We start from the raw sequence: 17,862 nt of genomic DNA, 5'->3' as shown, positions 1-17,862 counted from the left end.
ATACAAGATCTTTAGGTGCCTATATCGGCGGTGTCTACCTCTTCCCATTCCGAACAGAGCAGTCAAGCCCGCCAGAGCCGATGGTATTGCCGTAACAGGTGGGAGAGTAGGTCGGTGCCTTTTTTTACACGGAAGCCCTTGCTGGAAACAGTCAAGGGCTTCTTGCGTTTACAGACTTCCCAAAAGGTTCCAGAGAGCAATGGCGCGGCCACAAAGCCCACTGGGATAATGCTCCGAATACCATTTATTTACATGTTGCATGAATGTTAAACACCCCTGCCTGCTGCCTAAATTCGGATCCTACCACTGCGTTATTGCAACGGTTCACATAATGATCTTTGCCGAATGAACCTGCTATATGATTCTTTCCTCAATAGAAGTGGGCTGCTGAATATTAGACTCGATCATAAACGAAAGTGGGCTTGATGATTGGATTGGGTAGCCAAATTACTGGATGCTCAGATGTCCTGCAAGTGATTTCTGATCCGACTAGTGATAACCCCAGAAAATGAATACTTTGCAACGGAGATCTCTAGTATAAAGGAGTAATAAACTTATCATCTTGAGTATATGTCCTTTAAGATTTTACTGTAAAATTGAAATCGTGTATTTATCTAACAGCCACAGTTTTGGTGAAAAAATTATGATTATAATAAATTAAGCAATCGTTTGTGTAGATTAAACAAACGATTGCTTTAAAGTTTGATTTTTTATTTCGAGAAAAGTGTTATATTATTGTTATAGAGATTAAGTTCTTTAGTTAGAACCAAGTATAAATCCAAATCCAAATGGATTTTTCTTATTGACTGTTTAGTTTGTTTTAAAATAGGTGATTTTTTAGAGGGACCATTTTGGTCCCTTTAAATTTACATGAACTTTAAATTATGGATTCTAGAAGAGATTTTTTAAAAAAGGCCGGGATTTTATCATCATTGGCTGTTTCACTTCCTACTTTGGTTAATGCAAATGCGACTGCAGAAGCATTTAATATGAGTGGTTATGCCGCACCCAAAATTGATAAAGTGAGAGTGGCTGTAATCGGATTAGGGATGCGTGGTCCCGGTGCAGTCGAACGACTATCTTTTATCGAAGGTTGCGAAATCGTTGCGCTTTGTGATAAACATTCAGAGCGCGTAGATAAAGCGCAGAAAATTCTTACCTCAAAAGGTTTGAAAGCTGCAAAGTCTTATTCTGGAGAAGATGGCTGGAAGTCATTATTGAAGGAAGAAAAGTTGGATCTGGTCTATATCTGTACACCTTGGGACTACCACGCACTAATGAGTATCGCAGCGATGAAAGCGGGTAACCATGTGGCTTGTGAAGTGCCAATTGCATTAACAATAAAGGATTGTTGGGAGGTGGTCAAGACATCTGAGGCAACAAAAAAACATTGTATGATGTTAGAGAATTGCTGCTATGATTTTTTCGAGATGTTGACATTGAATATGGCCCGCCAAGGTTTATTTGGTGAATTAATCCATGGTGAAGGTGCTTATATCCACGATTTATTGGACTTGAATTTCTCAAAGAATGGTTATGATAATATGTGGCGCCTAAGGGAAAATATTAAATACAATGGTAATCTATATCCAACTCACGGACTTGGGCCTGTAGCACAGTGTTTAAATATAAATAGAGGAGACAAGATGGATCACCTTGTGGCGATGTCGTCCAATGATTTTATGATGGGAGAGAAGGCTAAGGAACTCGCTGGAAAAGATTCGTTCTTTCAGGAATTTGTTGGGAAGAAATACCGTGGCAACATGAATACGACGCTAATTCGCACCGCGAAGGGTAAAACAATTATGCTACAACATGATGTGACCTCGCCTAGACCATATTCAAGACTACATACGTTAAGCGGTACAAAAGGTTTTGCCCAAAAATACCCAACTGAGAATATTGCTTTTGGTCATGAATTCATTAAAGAGGAAAAACTCAAAGAATTATATGATAAATATACACCAGAATTAGTGAAATACATCGGTGATAAAGCCAAAGAAGTTGGTGGTCACGGAGGTATGGACTTTATGATGGATTGGCGCCTAATCGACTGTCTACGTAACGGGTTGCCGTTAGACCAAGATGTCTATGACGCTGCTTCATGGAGTTGTATTGTGCCATTAAGTTTTGAGTCTGTTGAAAAGAACTGTAAAACGGTAGCAGTACCAGATTTTACAAAAGGTGCATGGAAAAATAATAACCCGGTGGATATCACCTTAAATGGTGGAGGTAATACACCTATTCGCTCAAAAAATACGAAAAAAGAAAATGTACAATTGGATGTATAAATTGCGCATCTAAGTCAATAATTGAAAGGGGAGCATTTTATTGTTCCCCTTTTATGTTTATCTTTAGGTATGTTAATCAATCTGACGCTAGTTACCTGTCTATCTATATTTTCCACAAATGATACCCTTTCATGCTGTGTCGGTGAAAATATACCTACCCGGGCCGGAATGATCAAATCTCAGTTAGCCAAACAAAGCAGTAATGCTACTGGAAAGATGATTTTAATTGAAGGTGGTAAATTTCTGATGGGAAGTTCGAACTTCGAAGATAGTAAACCTATACATACTGTAGAACTCCATTCATTTTATATGGATGAGCATGAAGTTACAAATACACAATTTGCCCAATTTGTAAAAGAAACTGGATATGTGACCGTAGCGGAGCGAAAGCTTGACCCAAAGGATTTTCCCGGTGTTGATCCGAATATGCTTGTCCCTGGTTCAGCTGTATTTTCAAAACCCAAAGAACTCAACTCTTTAAATAATTATCTGATGTGGTGGGAATATGTTCCTGGCGCAAATTGGCAACATCCTGAAGGTCCTAGTAGTTCGATAAAAGATAAAATGAATTACCCCGTTGTTCAGGTCGCCTATGAGGATGCTGCTGCCTATGCAAAGTGGGTTGGAAAAAGATTGCCTACTGAGGCTGAATGGGAATACGCTGCCCGTGCCCGTAAAGACACCAACGATGATCTGTACTATTGGGGGGAAGAGTTGAAACCAAATGGAAAGTGGACGGCCAATATTTATCAGGGGAAATTCCCTGTTGAAGACTCAAAAGAGGATGGTTATGAAGGTGCGGCTCCGGTGAAATCTTATCCGGCGAATCCTTTAGGACTCTACGATATGGAAGGGAATGTCTGGGAATGGTGTTCTGACTACTATAGACCAGACTATTATAAGAATAGCGTCGTGTCAAACCCTAAAGGACCGGAGAACTCCTATGATCCGCAGGAACCTAATCTCGAAAAACGTGTCCAACGAGGCGGATCGTTTCTCTGTAATGATCAGTATTGTGAACGCTATAAAGCAGGAAGCAGGGGAAAAGGTGAGGTAAATAGCCCGACAAATAATGTTGGTTTCCGATGTGTAAAAGATATAAAATAGAAAAGGCTTGCATTTGCAAGCCTTTTCTATTTTATAGAGACACCTTATTGTGCATTCAAAAACATTGATTTTTGATTGTACAACTCTCTGAAATATGGATCTTGAAGATCTTTAATAAACCGGATTGCTTCACCAGTTGATTTCATTTCAGGGCCTAATTGTTTGTCTACCTCAGGGAATTTATTGAAAGAGAATACAGGCTCTTTAATCGCGTATCCTTTCAGTTTACGTTCGATCGTGAAATCTTTCAATTTATTAACGCCTAACATAACTTTTGTAGCGATGTTGATGTAAGGAACATCATAAGCTTTCGCGATGAAAGGAACCGTACGTGATGCACGTGGATTGGCCTCGATTACATACACATTTTCACCTTTGACAGCAAACTGGATGTTTAACAGACCTCTTACGTTCAATGCTTTTGCTAATTTAATGGAGTATTCTTCCATTTTATCCTGAACCGCTTGTGATAAACCAAACGGCGGCAATACCGCTGATGAGTCACCAGAGTGAATACCGGCAGGCTCAATGTGCTCCATCATACCAATGATATGTACATCTTCACCATCACAGATAGAATCTGACTCCGCTTCTTCAGCACGATCCAAGAAATGATCGATCAGGATATGATTACCGGGAAGGTTTTTCAATAAGTTGACAACAGCTTTTTCCAAGTCTTCGTCATTGATGACGATACTCATGCCTTGTCCACCCAATACATAAGAAGGACGTACCAATACAGGGTATCCAACTTCGCTGGCAACTTGTAATGCCTCTTCTGCAGAAGTAGCTACACCATATTTTGGATATGGAATATTTAATTCCTTCAAAAGATCAGAGAAACGACCACGATCTTCTGCCAAGTCCATATTTTCGAAAGAGGTACCAATAATTTTTACACCAAGCTGCTCTAAGCGTTCAGCCATTTTAAGTGCTGTTTGTCCACCTAATTGAACGATTACACCCTCAGGTTTTTCTAATTCAATGATCTCACGTACATGCTCCCAGAACACAGGCTCAAAGTATAACTTGTCAGCCATGTTGAAGTCCGTTGATACTGTCTCAGGGTTACAGTTAACCATGATTGCCTCGTAACCACATTCTTTGGCTGCCAATAAGCCGTGTACACAAGAGTAATCGAACTCGATACCTTGACCGATACGGTTAGGACCTGAACCTAATACAATGATTTTCTTTTTGTCTGAAGAGATGGATTCGTTTTCTTCTTCAAATGTTGAATAGTAATATGGAGTTTGTGCTGGGAATTCCGCGGCACAAGTATCAACCATTTTGTAAACCCGGTTGATGCCAAGCTCCTTACGACGATCATATACCTGATCTTCCGTTACATTACCTAGCAACCAAGCAATCTGTACATCTGAATAACCTTTTTGTTTTAAGGTCATGAAGAAATCGCGTGGGATATTATTCAGTTGGTAACGACGTAACTCTTGCTCAAGATGTACTAATTCTTGGATCTGTACCAAGAACCATTTGTCGATACGTGTTGCTTTACGAATTGATTCCAATGGAACACCTAATTCGAATGCATCTTTGATATGGAACAAACGGTCACCACTTGGATGTTCTAAGCTATCCATGATCTCGTCCAGATTTCTCCATTGACGACCATCGGCACCTAGACCAGCGCGACCAGTTTCAAGTGATTGACATGCTTTCTGTAAAGCTTCGATAAATGTACGGCCGATTGCCATAACTTCACCTACAGCTTTCATCTGAAGACCTAATTCTTTGTTTGCACCTTTGAACTTGTCAAAGTTGAAACGTGGGATCTTAACGATGACGTAATCTAATGTTGGTTCGAAATATGCTGAAGTAGTTTTAGTAATCTGATTTTGCAACTCATCTAAGTTGTATCCGATCGCCAATTTAGCTGCAATTTTTGCAATTGGGTAACCAGTTGCTTTCGATGCTAAAGCTGATGAACGAGATACACGTGGGTTGATCTCAATTGCAATGATTTCTTCATTTTCTGGATTTACCGAGAATTGAACGTTACATCCACCTGCAAATGTACCAATTGAGCGCATCATCAGGATAGCCTGATTACGCATATCTTGGTAACATTTGTCCGATAATGTCATACCTGGAGCTACTGTGATCGAGTCTCCTGTGTGGATACCCATTGGATCAAAGTTTTCAATTGTACAGATGATAATGACATTGTCGTTGGTATCGCGAAGCAATTCTAATTCGAATTCTTTCCAACCCAATACAGCTTGTTCGACTAAAACCTCATGTGTTGGTGATGCGTGTAAGCCTCTATTTAAGGCTGCATCAAAATCTTCTTTTCTGTGTACAAACCCGCCTCCTGTACCTGCTAAGGTATAGGAAGGACGTATAACAAGAGGATAACCAATTTCTTGTGCAGCTTCTTTACCTTCCAAGAATGAGTTTGCGATCTTTGATGTTGCAACGCCCACACCAATATCAACCATTAATTGACGGAATTCTTCACGGTTTTCAGTTTTTTCAATGGCAGCAACATCAACACCGATAACTTTTACGTTGTATTTTTCCCAAAGACCTAGGTTGGAAGCTTCGATACATAAGTTCAAAGCTGTCTGACCACCCATGGTAGGAAGTACAGCGTCAATATTGTGTTTTTGCAATATTTCTTCAATACTTTCGCAAGTTAATGGAAGTAAGTAGACATTGTCTGCAACAACTTTGTCCGTCATGATTGTTGCAGGATTTGAGTTGATGATGGATACTTCAATACCTTCTTCTTTCAATGAAAGGGATGCTTGAGATCCAGAATAATCAAATTCACAAGCTTGACCGATAACGATGGGACCTGATCCGATGATTAAAACCGACTTAATGGAAGTGTTTCTTGGCATTATATCTAGTTCAAAAAATTAAATTTCCTATTGTAAATCTGAGCAAAGACAATCAAAAATAGCTCATGGGGAAGGGTCATTCCGACTGCTTTGTCGGAGTGCAAAGTTACATTTTAAATTTTGAAAATGAAGTATTTATTTTAATAATATTTCAAAATAAAATGACCTTTGTTGAAAAAGTAGTCTTGAAAGGAGTAATAATAGTTGGAAAACGCAAGGGGAGGGTTCTCCAACTATTATTGTTAGTCGTTTATTATTCGGCTAATAAACAATAATTTCATCTGTAAATAAATATCCTTTTTTCGGATTGCTGGCTTTGATTTTTATGTAACGTGCCTGTTGTGCTTTATCAAGTTTAAGTTCGAATCGTTTGAAAGTTAATTTGGATTCTTTATCGGATATATCATTTATCACGGTACCTACTTTTCTAAAGCTACGTCCATTGTCCGAAAGAAGGACTTCCATTTCACCGGGCATGTAAACCCCCGGACCTATCATTTGCATAAAATTCATGGCAACCTGATGAATTTCTTCTCTTCGCTCTAAATCGACTACGACATCAATCGGACTCGTAAAACCTTGCCATTGACCATCGTGATAAGAGAGTCCGCCCATTAGTCCATTGGTTAAAGTCGAATCTTTTTGGGCTGGATATCCAGACCATTGTGTGTTGTAAGTTACTTTTTTCCCGATGGCGCGATGAATATCGATATCAAATGATAATGTAGGACCTATTTTAATGGAGTCCTGAAAATATGCTGCATTGATATGTCCTGTTGAACTAAGTTCAAATGGACCAGTATATGGTGTCGACTGAATCGTAGGTTCACTTCCATCAATTGTATATCGGATCTGATCCGTGTTCAATTGCTCTGTTGTAAGTGTAATTTTGTTGTTGTTTTTAATTGCATTATAAGACGCTGTATAAGCAACATTGAATGATGGACGATAATAGTTCAGATTCAGCTCCTGTAGCAATTTATAATGTGATTGTAATCTTCGTTGAAAGTCGGCCCAGCTTTTTGCATCTTTTGCGGTCCAATTGACTTCGGATAACGCTAATGCTCGCGGAAATACCATATATTCAACATGCTCCATCGTCGGCACATATTCTGTCCATATATTCGCCTGCGCACCAAGGATATGTTTGGCTTTATCACCTTGTATCGCAGCTGGAATAGGGTCGTAGGAGTAGACTTTATCAAGTGTAAGATAGCCTCCAATAGCTTCGGGTTGTGTTCTTGGGTCAGTCTGGTAGGAATCGAAATAAAGATGTGAGCCCGGGGTCATAATGACATCGTGGCCTGCATTTGCAGCTTTTATTCCGCCCTCTTCTCCGCGCCAACTCATGACTGTTGCTCCTTCGGTGAGTCCACCTTGTAAGATCTCATCCCAGCCAATAAGCTTTCTACCCTTTGATTGCAGGTACAGATCCATTTGTTTGATGGCATAACTCTGTAATTCGTCAACTGACTTTAAACCTTCCTTCTGCATAAGAGCTTGATCTTTTGGACAAGTTTCCCAGTGTTTCTTTTCCGCTTCATCACCCCCGATATGGATATATTGAGAAGGGAATATGGTAAGTACTTCATCCAGTACATTTTTTAGAAACTCAAAAGTTTTTTCATTGCCAATGCAAAACTCGCCTTGGCTGTAGGGTTTCCCTGAACAGGAAAGTTCAGGATACACGGCTAATACCTCTTCTGAGTGTCCGGGCATTTCTATTTCCGGGATGACATTGATGCCTTTTCGGGCAGCATAGTCGACCAGTTCGCGTGCTTCTTCCTGGGTATAAAAGCCTCCACTGGCATTTGGGTTTCCTTTTTCCACATATTGACGTCCATTGTTCCACCAATCTTTCCAATGGGCATGTGTACGCCAAGCTGCTTTTTGTGTTAATTCCGGATATTTTTTAATCTCCAGTCGCCATCCCGCTCCATCTGTCAAGTGCCAGTGAAAGTTATTGAACTTATAAATGGCCATGATATCGATATATTTCTTTACGAAAGAAAGGGGCATAAAATGACGGGAAACGTCTAAATGCAATCCTCGGTATGAAAAACGAGGTTCATCAATGATAGTCGCAAATGCTATTTGGCTAGGATCAGCTTGTAGATACCCTAATTGAACCAAAGTATAAATTCCATTAATGACCTGTGGCGTATCCCAGGCTTTAAGCAAGAGACCTTTCTCATCAATTTGAATCGAATAGGCATTTTTGCCGAGGTTGTCTGCATCAACCGCCTTTACAATACGAAAGCCTTCTTTTGGTGCTTTTTTGTTTTTCTTTAGTACTTCAAGGGTTAAACTCTTGATCGCGGGATGTTCAGTAAGCAATTGCACCGCTGGTTGGAAATCATCAGAAACAATAACTGTGAGTTGTGTTGGGATGGTATATATTCCAGTCGCTACGGTCACCTTGGATGGCTTGGGAATAATGTCAAAATTAGTTTGGGCCTGCGCACTAAAAATGCAAGCTCCCCCAAGCAATAACAGGGATAAAGATTTGCTCAATCGCATAGTAAAGTATTTAGATCAATAGATAATCAACACAAATATCCTAATTTTTGTTTCATTATTCTATTATTGCTGTCATTCGATAAGTATTTATGATATAAAACCAACAAATTGCCCAATAGAAATTACATTTTTAATCCTTAACTTTGTTGTATGATTGAACTTCCAGTTATTCCGGCAACTCCTGCACAACGCAAGCCAGATTGGTTGCGTGTCAAATTGCCTGTTGGTAAAGAGTATAGACATGTCAGAAGTCTTGTAGATGAGCACAAATTACATACAATTTGTGAGAGTGGAAATTGCCCAAATATGGGTGAGTGTTGGGGGGCAGGAACAGCGACCTTCATGATATTAGGAAATATCTGTACACGTTCATGTTCGTTTTGCGCTGTAGCAACAGGTCGTCCTTTGCCAGTAGACTTGGATGAACCAAATAGGGTAGCCAATTCGGTGAAATTGATGCAGGTAAAACACTGTGTTATCACTTCCGTAGACCGTGATGATCTAAAAGACGGCGGTTCTACAATTTGGGCAGAAACGATCAATGCAATCCGCAAAGAAAGTCCAGAAACAACTTTGGAAACATTATTGCCAGATTTTAAAGGTCAATGGGATAATTTGGATCGTGTCATTGCTGTTCGCCCAGAGGTCGTTTCACATAATCTGGAAACTGTGCGTCGTTTGACCCGAGAAGTTCGTGTTCAGGCGAAATATGACCGTTCTTTGGAATGTTTGCGTCGGATTTCGGAAGCAGGTCTTCGTACGAAGTCGGGTATCATGTTGGGTCTTGGTGAAACGGAAGAAGATGTGATTGAAGCAATGCAGGACTTGTATAATGTTGGTGTTCATATTTTGACTCTCGGACAATATTTACAGCCAACGAAAGCACATCATCCCGTTATTGAATTTATCACACCAGCTCAATTTGAAAAATATAAAAAAATTGGTTTGGAAATGGGTTTCAAATATGTTGAATCCGGACCTTTGGTTCGTTCATCTTACCATGCTGAAAAGCATTTGTTCGATATGCAATAATAGCGCGCTAAACGATTAGACTTCTTGGAAAAACAAAAGTTGTTTCCATGTTAACATATAAAAGGCCCGGGTGAATATTTCACCCGGGCCTTTTTATGGATCATCTTATCCTGATCGAACTTTGCAAGTAATTACCTTTGATGGTTAATTTCGTTTAAAAATCTGGTTATCAGTTGTATTTAAGACCTAAAGATTAAAGACAGCGCGTAGTAAAATTGTTCTTCCCCGTAGTTCAAATTCATTTTGGGAAATCATATTGGCTGTTGTCATGTAGGTCCGATAATTTTTTATATTCGTTAAATTGCTCATATCCAATTCAAAGTCAGTTTTCCATTTGTTCAATCGATAACGCGCAAAAACATCTATAAAGGTATAACTCGCATTCTTCATATTCGTCTGGAAAGTGGAGAGGTTACGTATGTTTACGCGTATATAGCCATTTTTAAAAGGGCTTATAGGGAAACCTAAGTTATGTATCATCATGGTTGTTTTATTCCGAATCAGATGGTCTTTCCCTTGTTGCTGGCTTCTATTCCAATTGAGAGTACCTGTATAAGATACATTATATGATTTGAATATTTTTGCTTCTAAACTAGGTTGGAGAGTGTAATTGATGCTTTTTATGGGAACAACACTACTGTTTAGCAATTGATTGAATCGGGAATATGCTATACTGCCTTTTAACTTGAGCGTACTTGCCAAAGGAAATATATATTTATCAAACCCAATTTGTGAGGACCAATGTTCTTGCAGGTTGTCCATATTAACCAATATATTCTCTGTGATATCGTCTTTTATAATTGAGGATAACATCGTGTTGGATGAAAGCCTGGAATAGCTGATTCCTGCATTAGCGAATAATACTTTCAATGTACGCGCCAGATTGTAATTGAGATTAAAAGCATGTTTTTGGGATTCATTCAGCGCAGCATTGTTTTGGCTAAGCATCCTATAATTGCGCAGTACTGCTCCATGGAATACGTCTTCAATATTCCCGATGTCCTGGCTATATTGATAACCAAATTGGAGATAATCTTCTTGGGAGACTCGCCAGCGTGCTTTTAGGCCGGGGTTGATCAACCATGAATTTTTTGAAACGTCCATGGCCTGTGTATTATCTTCATATTGAGTGATCAGATAGGTGATCGGGATATCGAGGTGAGCCTCGAAGCGATCGTTTTTCCAGTCATATTGTGGTGTAATGAACACTTGAGATCTGCTCCAGTGTAGATCGTTGCTCGTATTCTGGCGCGGTCTTCTATCTATCTGCTCATTATCTTGAAGATATAACAATGAAGTAAAATGTTGGCGGTCGGTATTGAAACCGATCTGATAATGCTGTTTGATCTTACTTTTATTGAAGTGGTAACCTGTCGAAACCTCAGTGAAAAATGAGGGAACCTCGATCTGCTGAATGGTACTTTTGTATGGAATGCTGTCATTTAATATTTCAGGAAAAACACCTGGATAAATCTGTAGAGATTGTGGTTTATTTCCATAGTTTAATGTCCAATTAACTGCTATAATATCGTTGTTTTTTAATTGTGGTATATAGCTGAACTGATTGCTGATCCCTTTGATATGATGTTTTTGAAATTGGTCAATTTTACTAGTCGAGTTTGTTAATAGGGCTTTTATATCTCTTTTTTCATATTCAAAGGAGAGTATTTCACTGATGTATTTTTTTTCTGTATTCACGGATGCCGAGAGTCTTGCCGCACCTAGCCATTTCTCTGCTTTGATACCGTTTTGTTCTTCAAAGGACACATCACCTCCATTGAGTAAATATCGTGTACTAGCAGTATTATTTTGCCTTTCTTTATCAAATAGTAGCTGAATATTTGATTTCAATTGCCATTTGTTTTTGAAATTATATAGATTATTGGTGTTGAGGGAACCTGTATTGTTAAAGTAGTAGTTGTTTTTTGGAATATTGGGAGCTCCAGTTGTACTTGTTGCAAGGAGATTGTTAATAGAGGAACTGCCAAACTTGGTGAGCAAAGATGACTGGTTATTGCCTACGACATCACCAGAAAGATCCCTACCGATGTTATTTGCACTGAGTACATTCAGCATTTTAACTTTTTTGTTAAAAAGGATTGAGTTTAGCTCGGGGTCATAGTTATTGGGAGTACCAGCAGCTATTTTAGCCTGTCCAGTTAACTTTAACTTAGCATCTTCTTTGATGACAAGGTTAATTGCTACATCGTCTGTAAATCTTTTGTTTTTAAGTACTTTATAGTGTTCATGGTTGTCGAGGACCTGAATGTCTTTGACCATTTTGTGCGGAATTGTTCGCGTGCCTATTCCGTAACGATCTTCTAACAGATCATCACCGTCAATGTAAAGTTTGGACACCGTTTTGTCCTGATATTTTATTAAGCCGGATTCTGTTACCTCCATACCGGGTAGGCGTTTGATGATATCTCCGATATTTCGATCCTCTTCCTTAGCAAAAGAACCTACATCATAAGAAATGGTGTCGTTGGAACGACTTACTTTGGGTTTACTCTTCACTACGACATCTTTTAATAGATTGGTTTTGGGGGTTAAGACAATCCGGAGATCGGTCGACTTTTTGTCAATTTGCTGTTCGAATTTTTCGTAAGTAAGATGGTGGATCTGCAGGTAGACGGTGGTATATTCTTTAGAAAGTTGCATCATAAACCGTCCTTCCTTATCAGTCGTTTTAAAAGCAACGATTTTATTTTCAGACAGGATATTTACACTTGCGAAAGGTATTGGCTTATGTGTATTTGCTTCTAGTACCTTCCCACTTATCATTTGTTGGGCAAAACAAATTTGCCCAAACCAAATGATTAAAAATAAACATATAGATACTTTCATTAAGGTATTAACTCAATCGGATTATTGGTGACTTTAGAAGGCTTATATAGTTCATCTTTCCGGATATTAAAACTTTTGATCCTAGACACATCCATACCACCATCTCCTGTTTTCATACCAGCGCTTGAACCGCTTTTAACAGTAATGGCATTGCCGGAACCTACACTGATACTTCGACTCTTTGCCGATTGAGCGTTCATATAGGCCTGTGGATTTGCTTTAAATGCAGCTTGGATTTTTTGAACTTCCTCCAGTGAGGTTGTAATCACGTCTTGTGGTAGGGCCACCTGTACTTTGCTGTCTTCCAGTTTATCAAATCCGGCATATGCAAAAACGACCTCGTTTTTTGAATCCCTTGCATCCAAAATGAGTCCTGGTAGTCCATGAAGTTTCCAAGGTCCGTAAGGAAATGGCAGCTCTGTCGTAAACCATACTTCATAGGTGCGACCTTTGAAAGTTGTTTTTGCATTTTGACAACTGTATCCTCCGATCTCCTTATGATCAGCTAATACTTCCCATTCTTGAGCTGGGTAAGTTTGAGGTATAGCAAATTTGTCCCCGGCAACGGATATCAATTCTGTCATTTTGTTGTTGTTGACATCTAGTAAATACGATGCCCCTAAAGGAGTTGTTCGTGTCTGGATAGTTATATTCCCGTCAAAGGAGGGGGCATCCATCTGTTTTTTGACCTCATCCTGCATACGATCTGTGGAGTATGAGGTATAGTAACTGGCCTGTTGATTAAGGTAGGTGATCGTTTCGTCGCGAATAAATTGATCACGTTGCGTGGTGTCATTAATGTGTTTGAATTCGTAATGTACTTTAGCTATTGCTGGCGAATTTTCTTGAGCAAATAGAATCTGTATCGTCACCGATAATAAGAAGGATAATGAATATTTCATAAAATTATGTCTATATCGTAAATATACGAAATATTCGTAATAACAAAAATTATTGTAGATTTTCACTATTATACCCTGAATGGTACTTTTCTGGGGGATGAAGTGAAGCTCCGTGTGTGTGAAACTATTATTGTTGTCTATTGAAAACAGTTTCTCCAGCAATCACCGTCCGCATTGTTTTTACGTTCCGCAATTGTCCGTTCGGTATTTTGAGGATGTCTTGTTGGAGGATGACAAAATCAGCATCTTTGCCGGCTTCTATGCTTCCGCGTTTTTTCTCCTGAAAGCAGGAGTATGCTGCCCAGATGGTCATTCCGCGCAGTGCATCTTCCCGACTGATAGCATCCTGCATTTGGAAGCCCTGGTTTGGGTAACCTTTTTTATCAACACGAGCCACAGCTGCGTGAAAACCATACATCGGATTGAAATGTTCAACCGGGAAGTCACTCCCTAGGGCGAGTTTACCATATTCTTTCAACAGATGCTTGTACGCATAGGCACCTTCCATTCGCTCTTCGCCCAGTCGGTCTTTGGCCCAGTACATGTCTGATGTGGCGTGGGTTGGCTGCACAGAGGGAATAATCTGGAATTTTCGGAATTTATCGAAGTCGGTTGGAGATATAATCTGTGCGTGTTCAATACGCCATCTCCGATCTCGATGCGGCTGTAGATATTTGCCATAGATATCCAAGATAATTCGGTTGGCTGAATCACCGATAGCATGGGTGTTGGCCTGGAAATTACTGGCTGCAATCGCTTTGATCATGTTTTCATATTCCTGTGGGGTATGCAGAAGAAAGCCATGGGTAGGTGCATCATGATAATGAGCGAGGAGGCAGGCGCCCCTTGAGCCTAATGCGCCATCTGCAAGTAATTTGAATGATTTGATTTCTAAACGATCAGTTTCGTAAAATCCCTGTGCTATAAATGAGGAGATATTTTGCGGGTTGCCAAGGATCATCGCATAATCTCTAAATTTTAATGCGCCATCTTTATAGTATTTTTTTAATAGGCTGAGTCTTTCTTTTGATAAACCTGCATCTACAATGGAGGTAAGCCCAACAGAAAGTAATGAATCCTGGGTTCGTTTTAGCATTCTCAAGTACTCTTTTTCATTGGGTACTGGGATTGTTTTGTTGACCAGATCCATTGCATTGTCGATCAAAAGACCATTCGGTGTATTGTTGCTTCCACCGACAACGCCGCCCTGAATAATGGGAATGCTTGTCAATTTGGCCCATTCCAGGGCTTTGGAGTTTACCACTGCGGCGTGATAATCTACCCTTATCAGGTACACTGGTATATCTGGGAAAGCTTTGTCCAGTAGTTCCTTTGTAGGGAAGGATTTGTCTTTCCAGCGATTTTGGTCCCAGCCACCGCCGATGAGCCAGGTTTTATTGGGGTTCTTTTGCTGATAACTTTTAACCCGTTGAATCACTTCTTCGAAAGAATCCGCGCCATTGAGGTCGACCTGATCCATCAGTTCGGCTTCATCAAATAGATGAGCGTGCGCATCGTAGAATCCCGGATAGATCGCTTTCCCTTCAGCGTCTATTTTTTCTTTGGCTTTATACTTTCGTTGGATCTCGTCGTCTGAGCCTATTGCAATAAATTTACCGTCCTTAACTGCAAATGCCTGTGCTGTGCTAAAGGTGGAATCAACGGTATAAACATGTGCATTGTACACAATCAGGTCTACTCTTTCTTGCGGAGAACAAGCAAGGAAGATCATGGAAAAGAGGAAAAGAATAACTGGAGAGTTTCTCATATCCTAAAAATAAAGAAAAGTGTTTATAAAGCTAGGGCTATTTCTTTGAAATATGATTTGATTGAACTTATCGTGTGAATTGGCTGAAATATTGTTTGGTATATTATGAACTTGGTAACAAAGGAGGGCGGGCATAAGGGAATAGACGGTTTTCTATCTTTTTAATAACAAAAACGGCTATCCAAATAACTCAGATAGCCGTTTTAATTCAAAAATCAAAATATGTGATTAGCAGTACTCGTCAAATGCAGCGACTAAATTGTCAGCGATCATTTGTGCCGGGCGACCTTCAATCATATGTCTTTCAATCATGTGAACCAATTTACCGTCTTTGAACAACGCCATTGCTGGAGAAGATGGAGGGTAAGGCAACATGTAGTTACGTGCTGTGTTAACAGCATCAGTTTCCATACCTGCGAAAACAGTAACTAGTTTTGCAGGATGTTTTTCGTTTTTTACAGCCGCTTTTGCTGCAGGACGTGCATTCGCTGCCGCACAACCACAAACGGAGTTAACAACTACAAAAACAGTTCCTTCTGAAGCAATTGCAGTATCAACTGCTTCTGGAGTTTTTAATTCTTCGAATCCCGCATCAACTAATTCTTGACGCATTGGAGCTACTAAATATTCTGGATACATTATTTCTTAAGTAAAAATGTTAATATTCTAATTTAATTCGGTACAGCGCGACTTTCTGTTTCACATTATACGATCTTTGCCAAAGCGCTATACTTTACTTTTACAAATATAGATGTAAAAGGCTTTCTCGTCAAGGTGCTTGTCTCAAATCAATGTCAGAAAATCGTTAACAGCTGTTAAACCATTTTCCAATCGCTGCTGTCCCTCTCCTGAGATAATGCGATATTGACCACCGACGGCTTCTAACTCTGTTTTCCATATCTCCATAAAATGTTCTCGTTGCTCTGGAAAATCTCTTAATGGATCGTCTTGCCAAGGTAGATCTATATCCATTAGTAGGTATAGGTCATAGGGGTGTTGCTGAATCTTATCGGTAACCTCTTTTGGTGTATGATTGAATAGATGGTCAGACCAGATTTTCACGGTCATAAAAGTGGTGTCACAGATCAGGATGTTACCCTTTGCTAATGGAAGGAGTGCTTCTTCCAAAGCAACTTGTCCATAAAACATGTTGACCTCATCCTGCAGCGTATATTTATTATTGAGACTCTGACAGTAATAGCGCGAATACTCCGGTACACAGACTGTTTGAAATTTTTCAGCGAGATACTGTGCCATGGTTGACTTTCCTGTAGACTCGGGGCCTACGACTGCAATTTTTATTAACTCTTTTCCCACATCTATCTTTTTGATAGGCAATATTACGCAAAATTTTTATAGGTTTTTTGCCAGTCACGGTAGCCATTCCAGGCAATAATGGCGAATACGAGATACAGTACAGCTGTTAGCATAAGCTCTTTGTGTACATACAATGGAATATAGCAGATATCGACAAAAACCCAGAGAAGCCAGTTCTGAAGTACTTTCCTCGTCATTAGAAACTGAGCCACAAAGCTAACTGAAGTACAGAATGCGTCAATATAAGGGACGTCGGAATTTGTTTTACTGTCCAAAAGGTAGCCTATTGCGGCTGTCAAACAGATAATGACAAGTATGCTCAAGATGAGTTGATTTCTATTGGCCTTAACAATCGGTTTCTTTTTTTCTTCTTTTCGCTTATGCCAATAATACCAACCATATACGGCTGTGGATAGAAAGTAAAATTGTAATACGGTATCGCCGTAGAGTTTTGCATCATAGAAAAGAATGGCATAGGAGACCACACTGATAATGCTAATCGGCCAGTTCCATATATTTTGCTTTGCGGCCAAATAGACACAAAGGAAGCCAGTTAGTGTACCTAACCATTCGAGCCAAGTAGTTTGGACAAATTGACTGGCAATCTGCTGAAAAAAATCTTGCATCTGGTGTATTAAAAATTACACCTTAAAGATACAAAGTCTGCCTTAGAATCAACTACTGCACCTGTTTATTGGCGCAATTGGTGCTCGCAAAAGACTCAGGTTTGGCCTTAAATACGAACCCCATACCCATAATATATCCCATGGCTTCTTTGAGGGCTACATTTGACTGAAAATTTGGATTGGTGTTAATGTCGGCGTGGACTTCTAGGTCTACTTTGTGTTTTTCGAGGAGGGGGCAGAGTTGGTAGGCGATGTCGATGGATTTTTGGACTTCGAGTAGCATCCGTTCTTTAATACTCATTCGGTGATGCCTTTTGTCCCGTTGGATAAACATAAATCCACCTTTATGTTCCCTGAGAAAGACGATGACGGTGGCGAAGTCGATGATTCCTCTCTTTACTTGGGAATCGGTACCGATATAAACCTTGAGTTTGTTGCCTAAGGCGTCTTCTCGTTTAATGACTTCCTCAACAGCATCGAAAATCGTGGAGCGAATGGATTCGCCATTGTATTTTTGCCATCTCATAGTGGTATAAATTAGATATATATAAATTAAACTTCATCATTGACATAAATTTACTGAATTTC

At 39.7% G+C, this 17,862-nt stretch carries 12 protein-coding genes and 1 rRNA gene; 4 read left to right on the top strand and 9 right to left on the bottom strand.

What is annotated here, in order from left to right:
• Positions 1 to 11 precede the first annotated feature (11 nt).
• From rrf to OGI71_RS17220, 3 genes are all read left to right on the top strand, one after another.
• Positions 12 to 123, top strand: a 5S ribosomal RNA gene (rrf, locus tag OGI71_RS17230).
• A gap of 761 nt (positions 124 to 884) precedes the next feature.
• On the top strand, positions 885 to 2,291 hold the full coding sequence (locus OGI71_RS17225) for a Gfo/Idh/MocA family oxidoreductase (protein WP_335994604.1): 1,407 nt from the start codon (positions 885 to 887) through the stop codon (positions 2,289 to 2,291).
• Between the two features lie 168 nt (positions 2,292 to 2,459).
• Complete coding sequence (locus OGI71_RS17220; RefSeq protein WP_282250516.1) at positions 2,460 to 3,398, top strand: formylglycine-generating enzyme family protein; 939 nt, start codon at positions 2,460 to 2,462, stop codon at positions 3,396 to 3,398.
• Positions 3,399 to 3,442: 44 nt separating this feature from the next.
• Here OGI71_RS17220 and carB read toward each other — a convergent pair whose 3' ends face one another.
• A complete protein-coding gene (carB, locus tag OGI71_RS17215) occupies positions 3,443 to 6,262 on the bottom strand; it encodes a carbamoyl-phosphate synthase large subunit (RefSeq protein WP_282250515.1) in 2,820 nt (939 codons plus the stop codon).
• A 261-nt stretch (positions 6,263 to 6,523) separates the two neighbouring features.
• Positions 6,524 to 8,782: a family 20 glycosylhydrolase gene (locus tag OGI71_RS17210; protein WP_282250514.1), complete on the bottom strand. Its 2,259-nt coding sequence runs from the start codon at positions 8,780 to 8,782 to the stop codon at positions 6,524 to 6,526.
• A gap of 150 nt (positions 8,783 to 8,932) precedes the next feature.
• On the opposite strand from OGI71_RS17210, the gene lipA reads away from it, so the two are divergent.
• Positions 8,933 to 9,814 (top strand): lipoyl synthase, encoded by an 882-nt coding sequence (gene lipA, locus OGI71_RS17205; RefSeq protein ID WP_120261378.1) that lies wholly within the window; start codon positions 8,933 to 8,935, stop codon positions 9,812 to 9,814.
• A 186-nt stretch (positions 9,815 to 10,000) separates the two neighbouring features.
• Here the strand turns inward: lipA and OGI71_RS17200 are convergent, their stop codons facing one another.
• The 7 genes from OGI71_RS17200 to OGI71_RS17170 all read right to left on the bottom strand — a co-directional run bounded on the left by OGI71_RS17200 (position 10,001) and on the right by OGI71_RS17170 (position 17,800).
• Positions 10,001 to 12,598, bottom strand: a complete 2,598-nt coding sequence (locus tag OGI71_RS17200) for a carboxypeptidase-like regulatory domain-containing protein (RefSeq protein ID WP_282250512.1) — start codon at positions 12,596 to 12,598, stop codon at positions 10,001 to 10,003.
• A gap of 62 nt (positions 12,599 to 12,660) precedes the next feature.
• On the bottom strand, positions 12,661 to 13,563 hold the full coding sequence (locus tag OGI71_RS17195; RefSeq protein WP_282250510.1) for a GLPGLI family protein: 903 nt from the start codon (positions 13,561 to 13,563) through the stop codon (positions 12,661 to 12,663).
• Between the two features lie 127 nt (positions 13,564 to 13,690).
• Positions 13,691 to 15,331, bottom strand: coding sequence for an amidohydrolase (locus tag OGI71_RS17190; RefSeq protein WP_282250509.1), 1,641 nt, complete (start codon positions 15,329 to 15,331; stop codon positions 13,691 to 13,693).
• Between the two features lie 228 nt (positions 15,332 to 15,559).
• On the bottom strand, positions 15,560 to 15,970 hold the full coding sequence (locus tag OGI71_RS17185) for a BrxA/BrxB family bacilliredoxin (protein ID WP_104385107.1): 411 nt from the start codon (positions 15,968 to 15,970) through the stop codon (positions 15,560 to 15,562).
• A gap of 144 nt (positions 15,971 to 16,114) precedes the next feature.
• Complete coding sequence (locus OGI71_RS17180; RefSeq protein ID WP_282250508.1) at positions 16,115 to 16,648, bottom strand: ATP-binding protein; 534 nt, start codon at positions 16,646 to 16,648, stop codon at positions 16,115 to 16,117.
• 23 nt (positions 16,649 to 16,671) lie between these two features.
• Positions 16,672 to 17,274: a nicotinamide riboside transporter PnuC gene (pnuC, locus tag OGI71_RS17175; RefSeq protein ID WP_282250507.1), complete on the bottom strand. Its 603-nt coding sequence runs from the start codon at positions 17,272 to 17,274 to the stop codon at positions 16,672 to 16,674.
• 52 nt (positions 17,275 to 17,326) lie between these two features.
• The gene (locus tag OGI71_RS17170) at positions 17,327 to 17,800 is read right to left on the bottom strand and encodes a ribonuclease H-like YkuK family protein (protein WP_046672303.1); all 474 of its coding nucleotides are present in this window, start codon (positions 17,798 to 17,800) and stop codon (positions 17,327 to 17,329) included.
• Positions 17,801 to 17,862: the final 62 nt, after the last annotated feature.

The sequence above is a fragment of the Sphingobacterium sp. ML3W genome (assembly GCF_029542085.1).
Taxonomy (GTDB): Bacteria; Bacteroidota; Bacteroidia; order Sphingobacteriales; family Sphingobacteriaceae; genus Sphingobacterium.
Note: the sequence above shows the minus strand (reverse complement) of the source record. Positions and strands in the feature narration are given on the sequence as shown.

Excerpts from the sequence above, each read along its gene's own strand:
- OGI71_RS17225 (WP_335994604.1), top strand. The coding sequence starts at position 885 with ATGGATTCTAGAAGAGATTTTTTAAAAAAGGCCGGGATTTTATCATCA.
- OGI71_RS17220 (WP_282250516.1), top strand. The coding sequence starts at position 2,460 with ATGATCAAATCTCAGTTAGCCAAACAAAGCAGTAATGCTACTGGAAAG.
- carB (WP_282250515.1), bottom strand. The coding sequence starts at position 6,262 with ATGCCAAGAAACACTTCCATTAAGTCGGTTTTAATCATCGGATCAGGT.
- OGI71_RS17210 (WP_282250514.1), bottom strand. The coding sequence starts at position 8,782 with ATGCGATTGAGCAAATCTTTATCCCTGTTATTGCTTGGGGGAGCTTGC.
- lipA (WP_120261378.1), top strand. The coding sequence starts at position 8,933 with ATGATTGAACTTCCAGTTATTCCGGCAACTCCTGCACAACGCAAGCCA.
- OGI71_RS17200 (WP_282250512.1), bottom strand. The coding sequence starts at position 12,598 with ATGATAAGTGGGAAGGTACTAGAAGCAAATACACATAAGCCAATACCT.
- OGI71_RS17195 (WP_282250510.1), bottom strand. The coding sequence starts at position 13,563 with ATGAAATATTCATTATCCTTCTTATTATCGGTGACGATACAGATTCTA.
- OGI71_RS17190 (WP_282250509.1), bottom strand. The coding sequence starts at position 15,331 with ATGAGAAACTCTCCAGTTATTCTTTTCCTCTTTTCCATGATCTTCCTT.
- OGI71_RS17185 (WP_104385107.1), bottom strand. The coding sequence starts at position 15,970 with ATGTATCCAGAATATTTAGTAGCTCCAATGCGTCAAGAATTAGTTGAT.
- pnuC (WP_282250507.1), bottom strand. The coding sequence starts at position 17,274 with ATGCAAGATTTTTTTCAGCAGATTGCCAGTCAATTTGTCCAAACTACT.
- OGI71_RS17170 (WP_046672303.1), bottom strand. The coding sequence starts at position 17,800 with ATGAGATGGCAAAAATACAATGGCGAATCCATTCGCTCCACGATTTTC.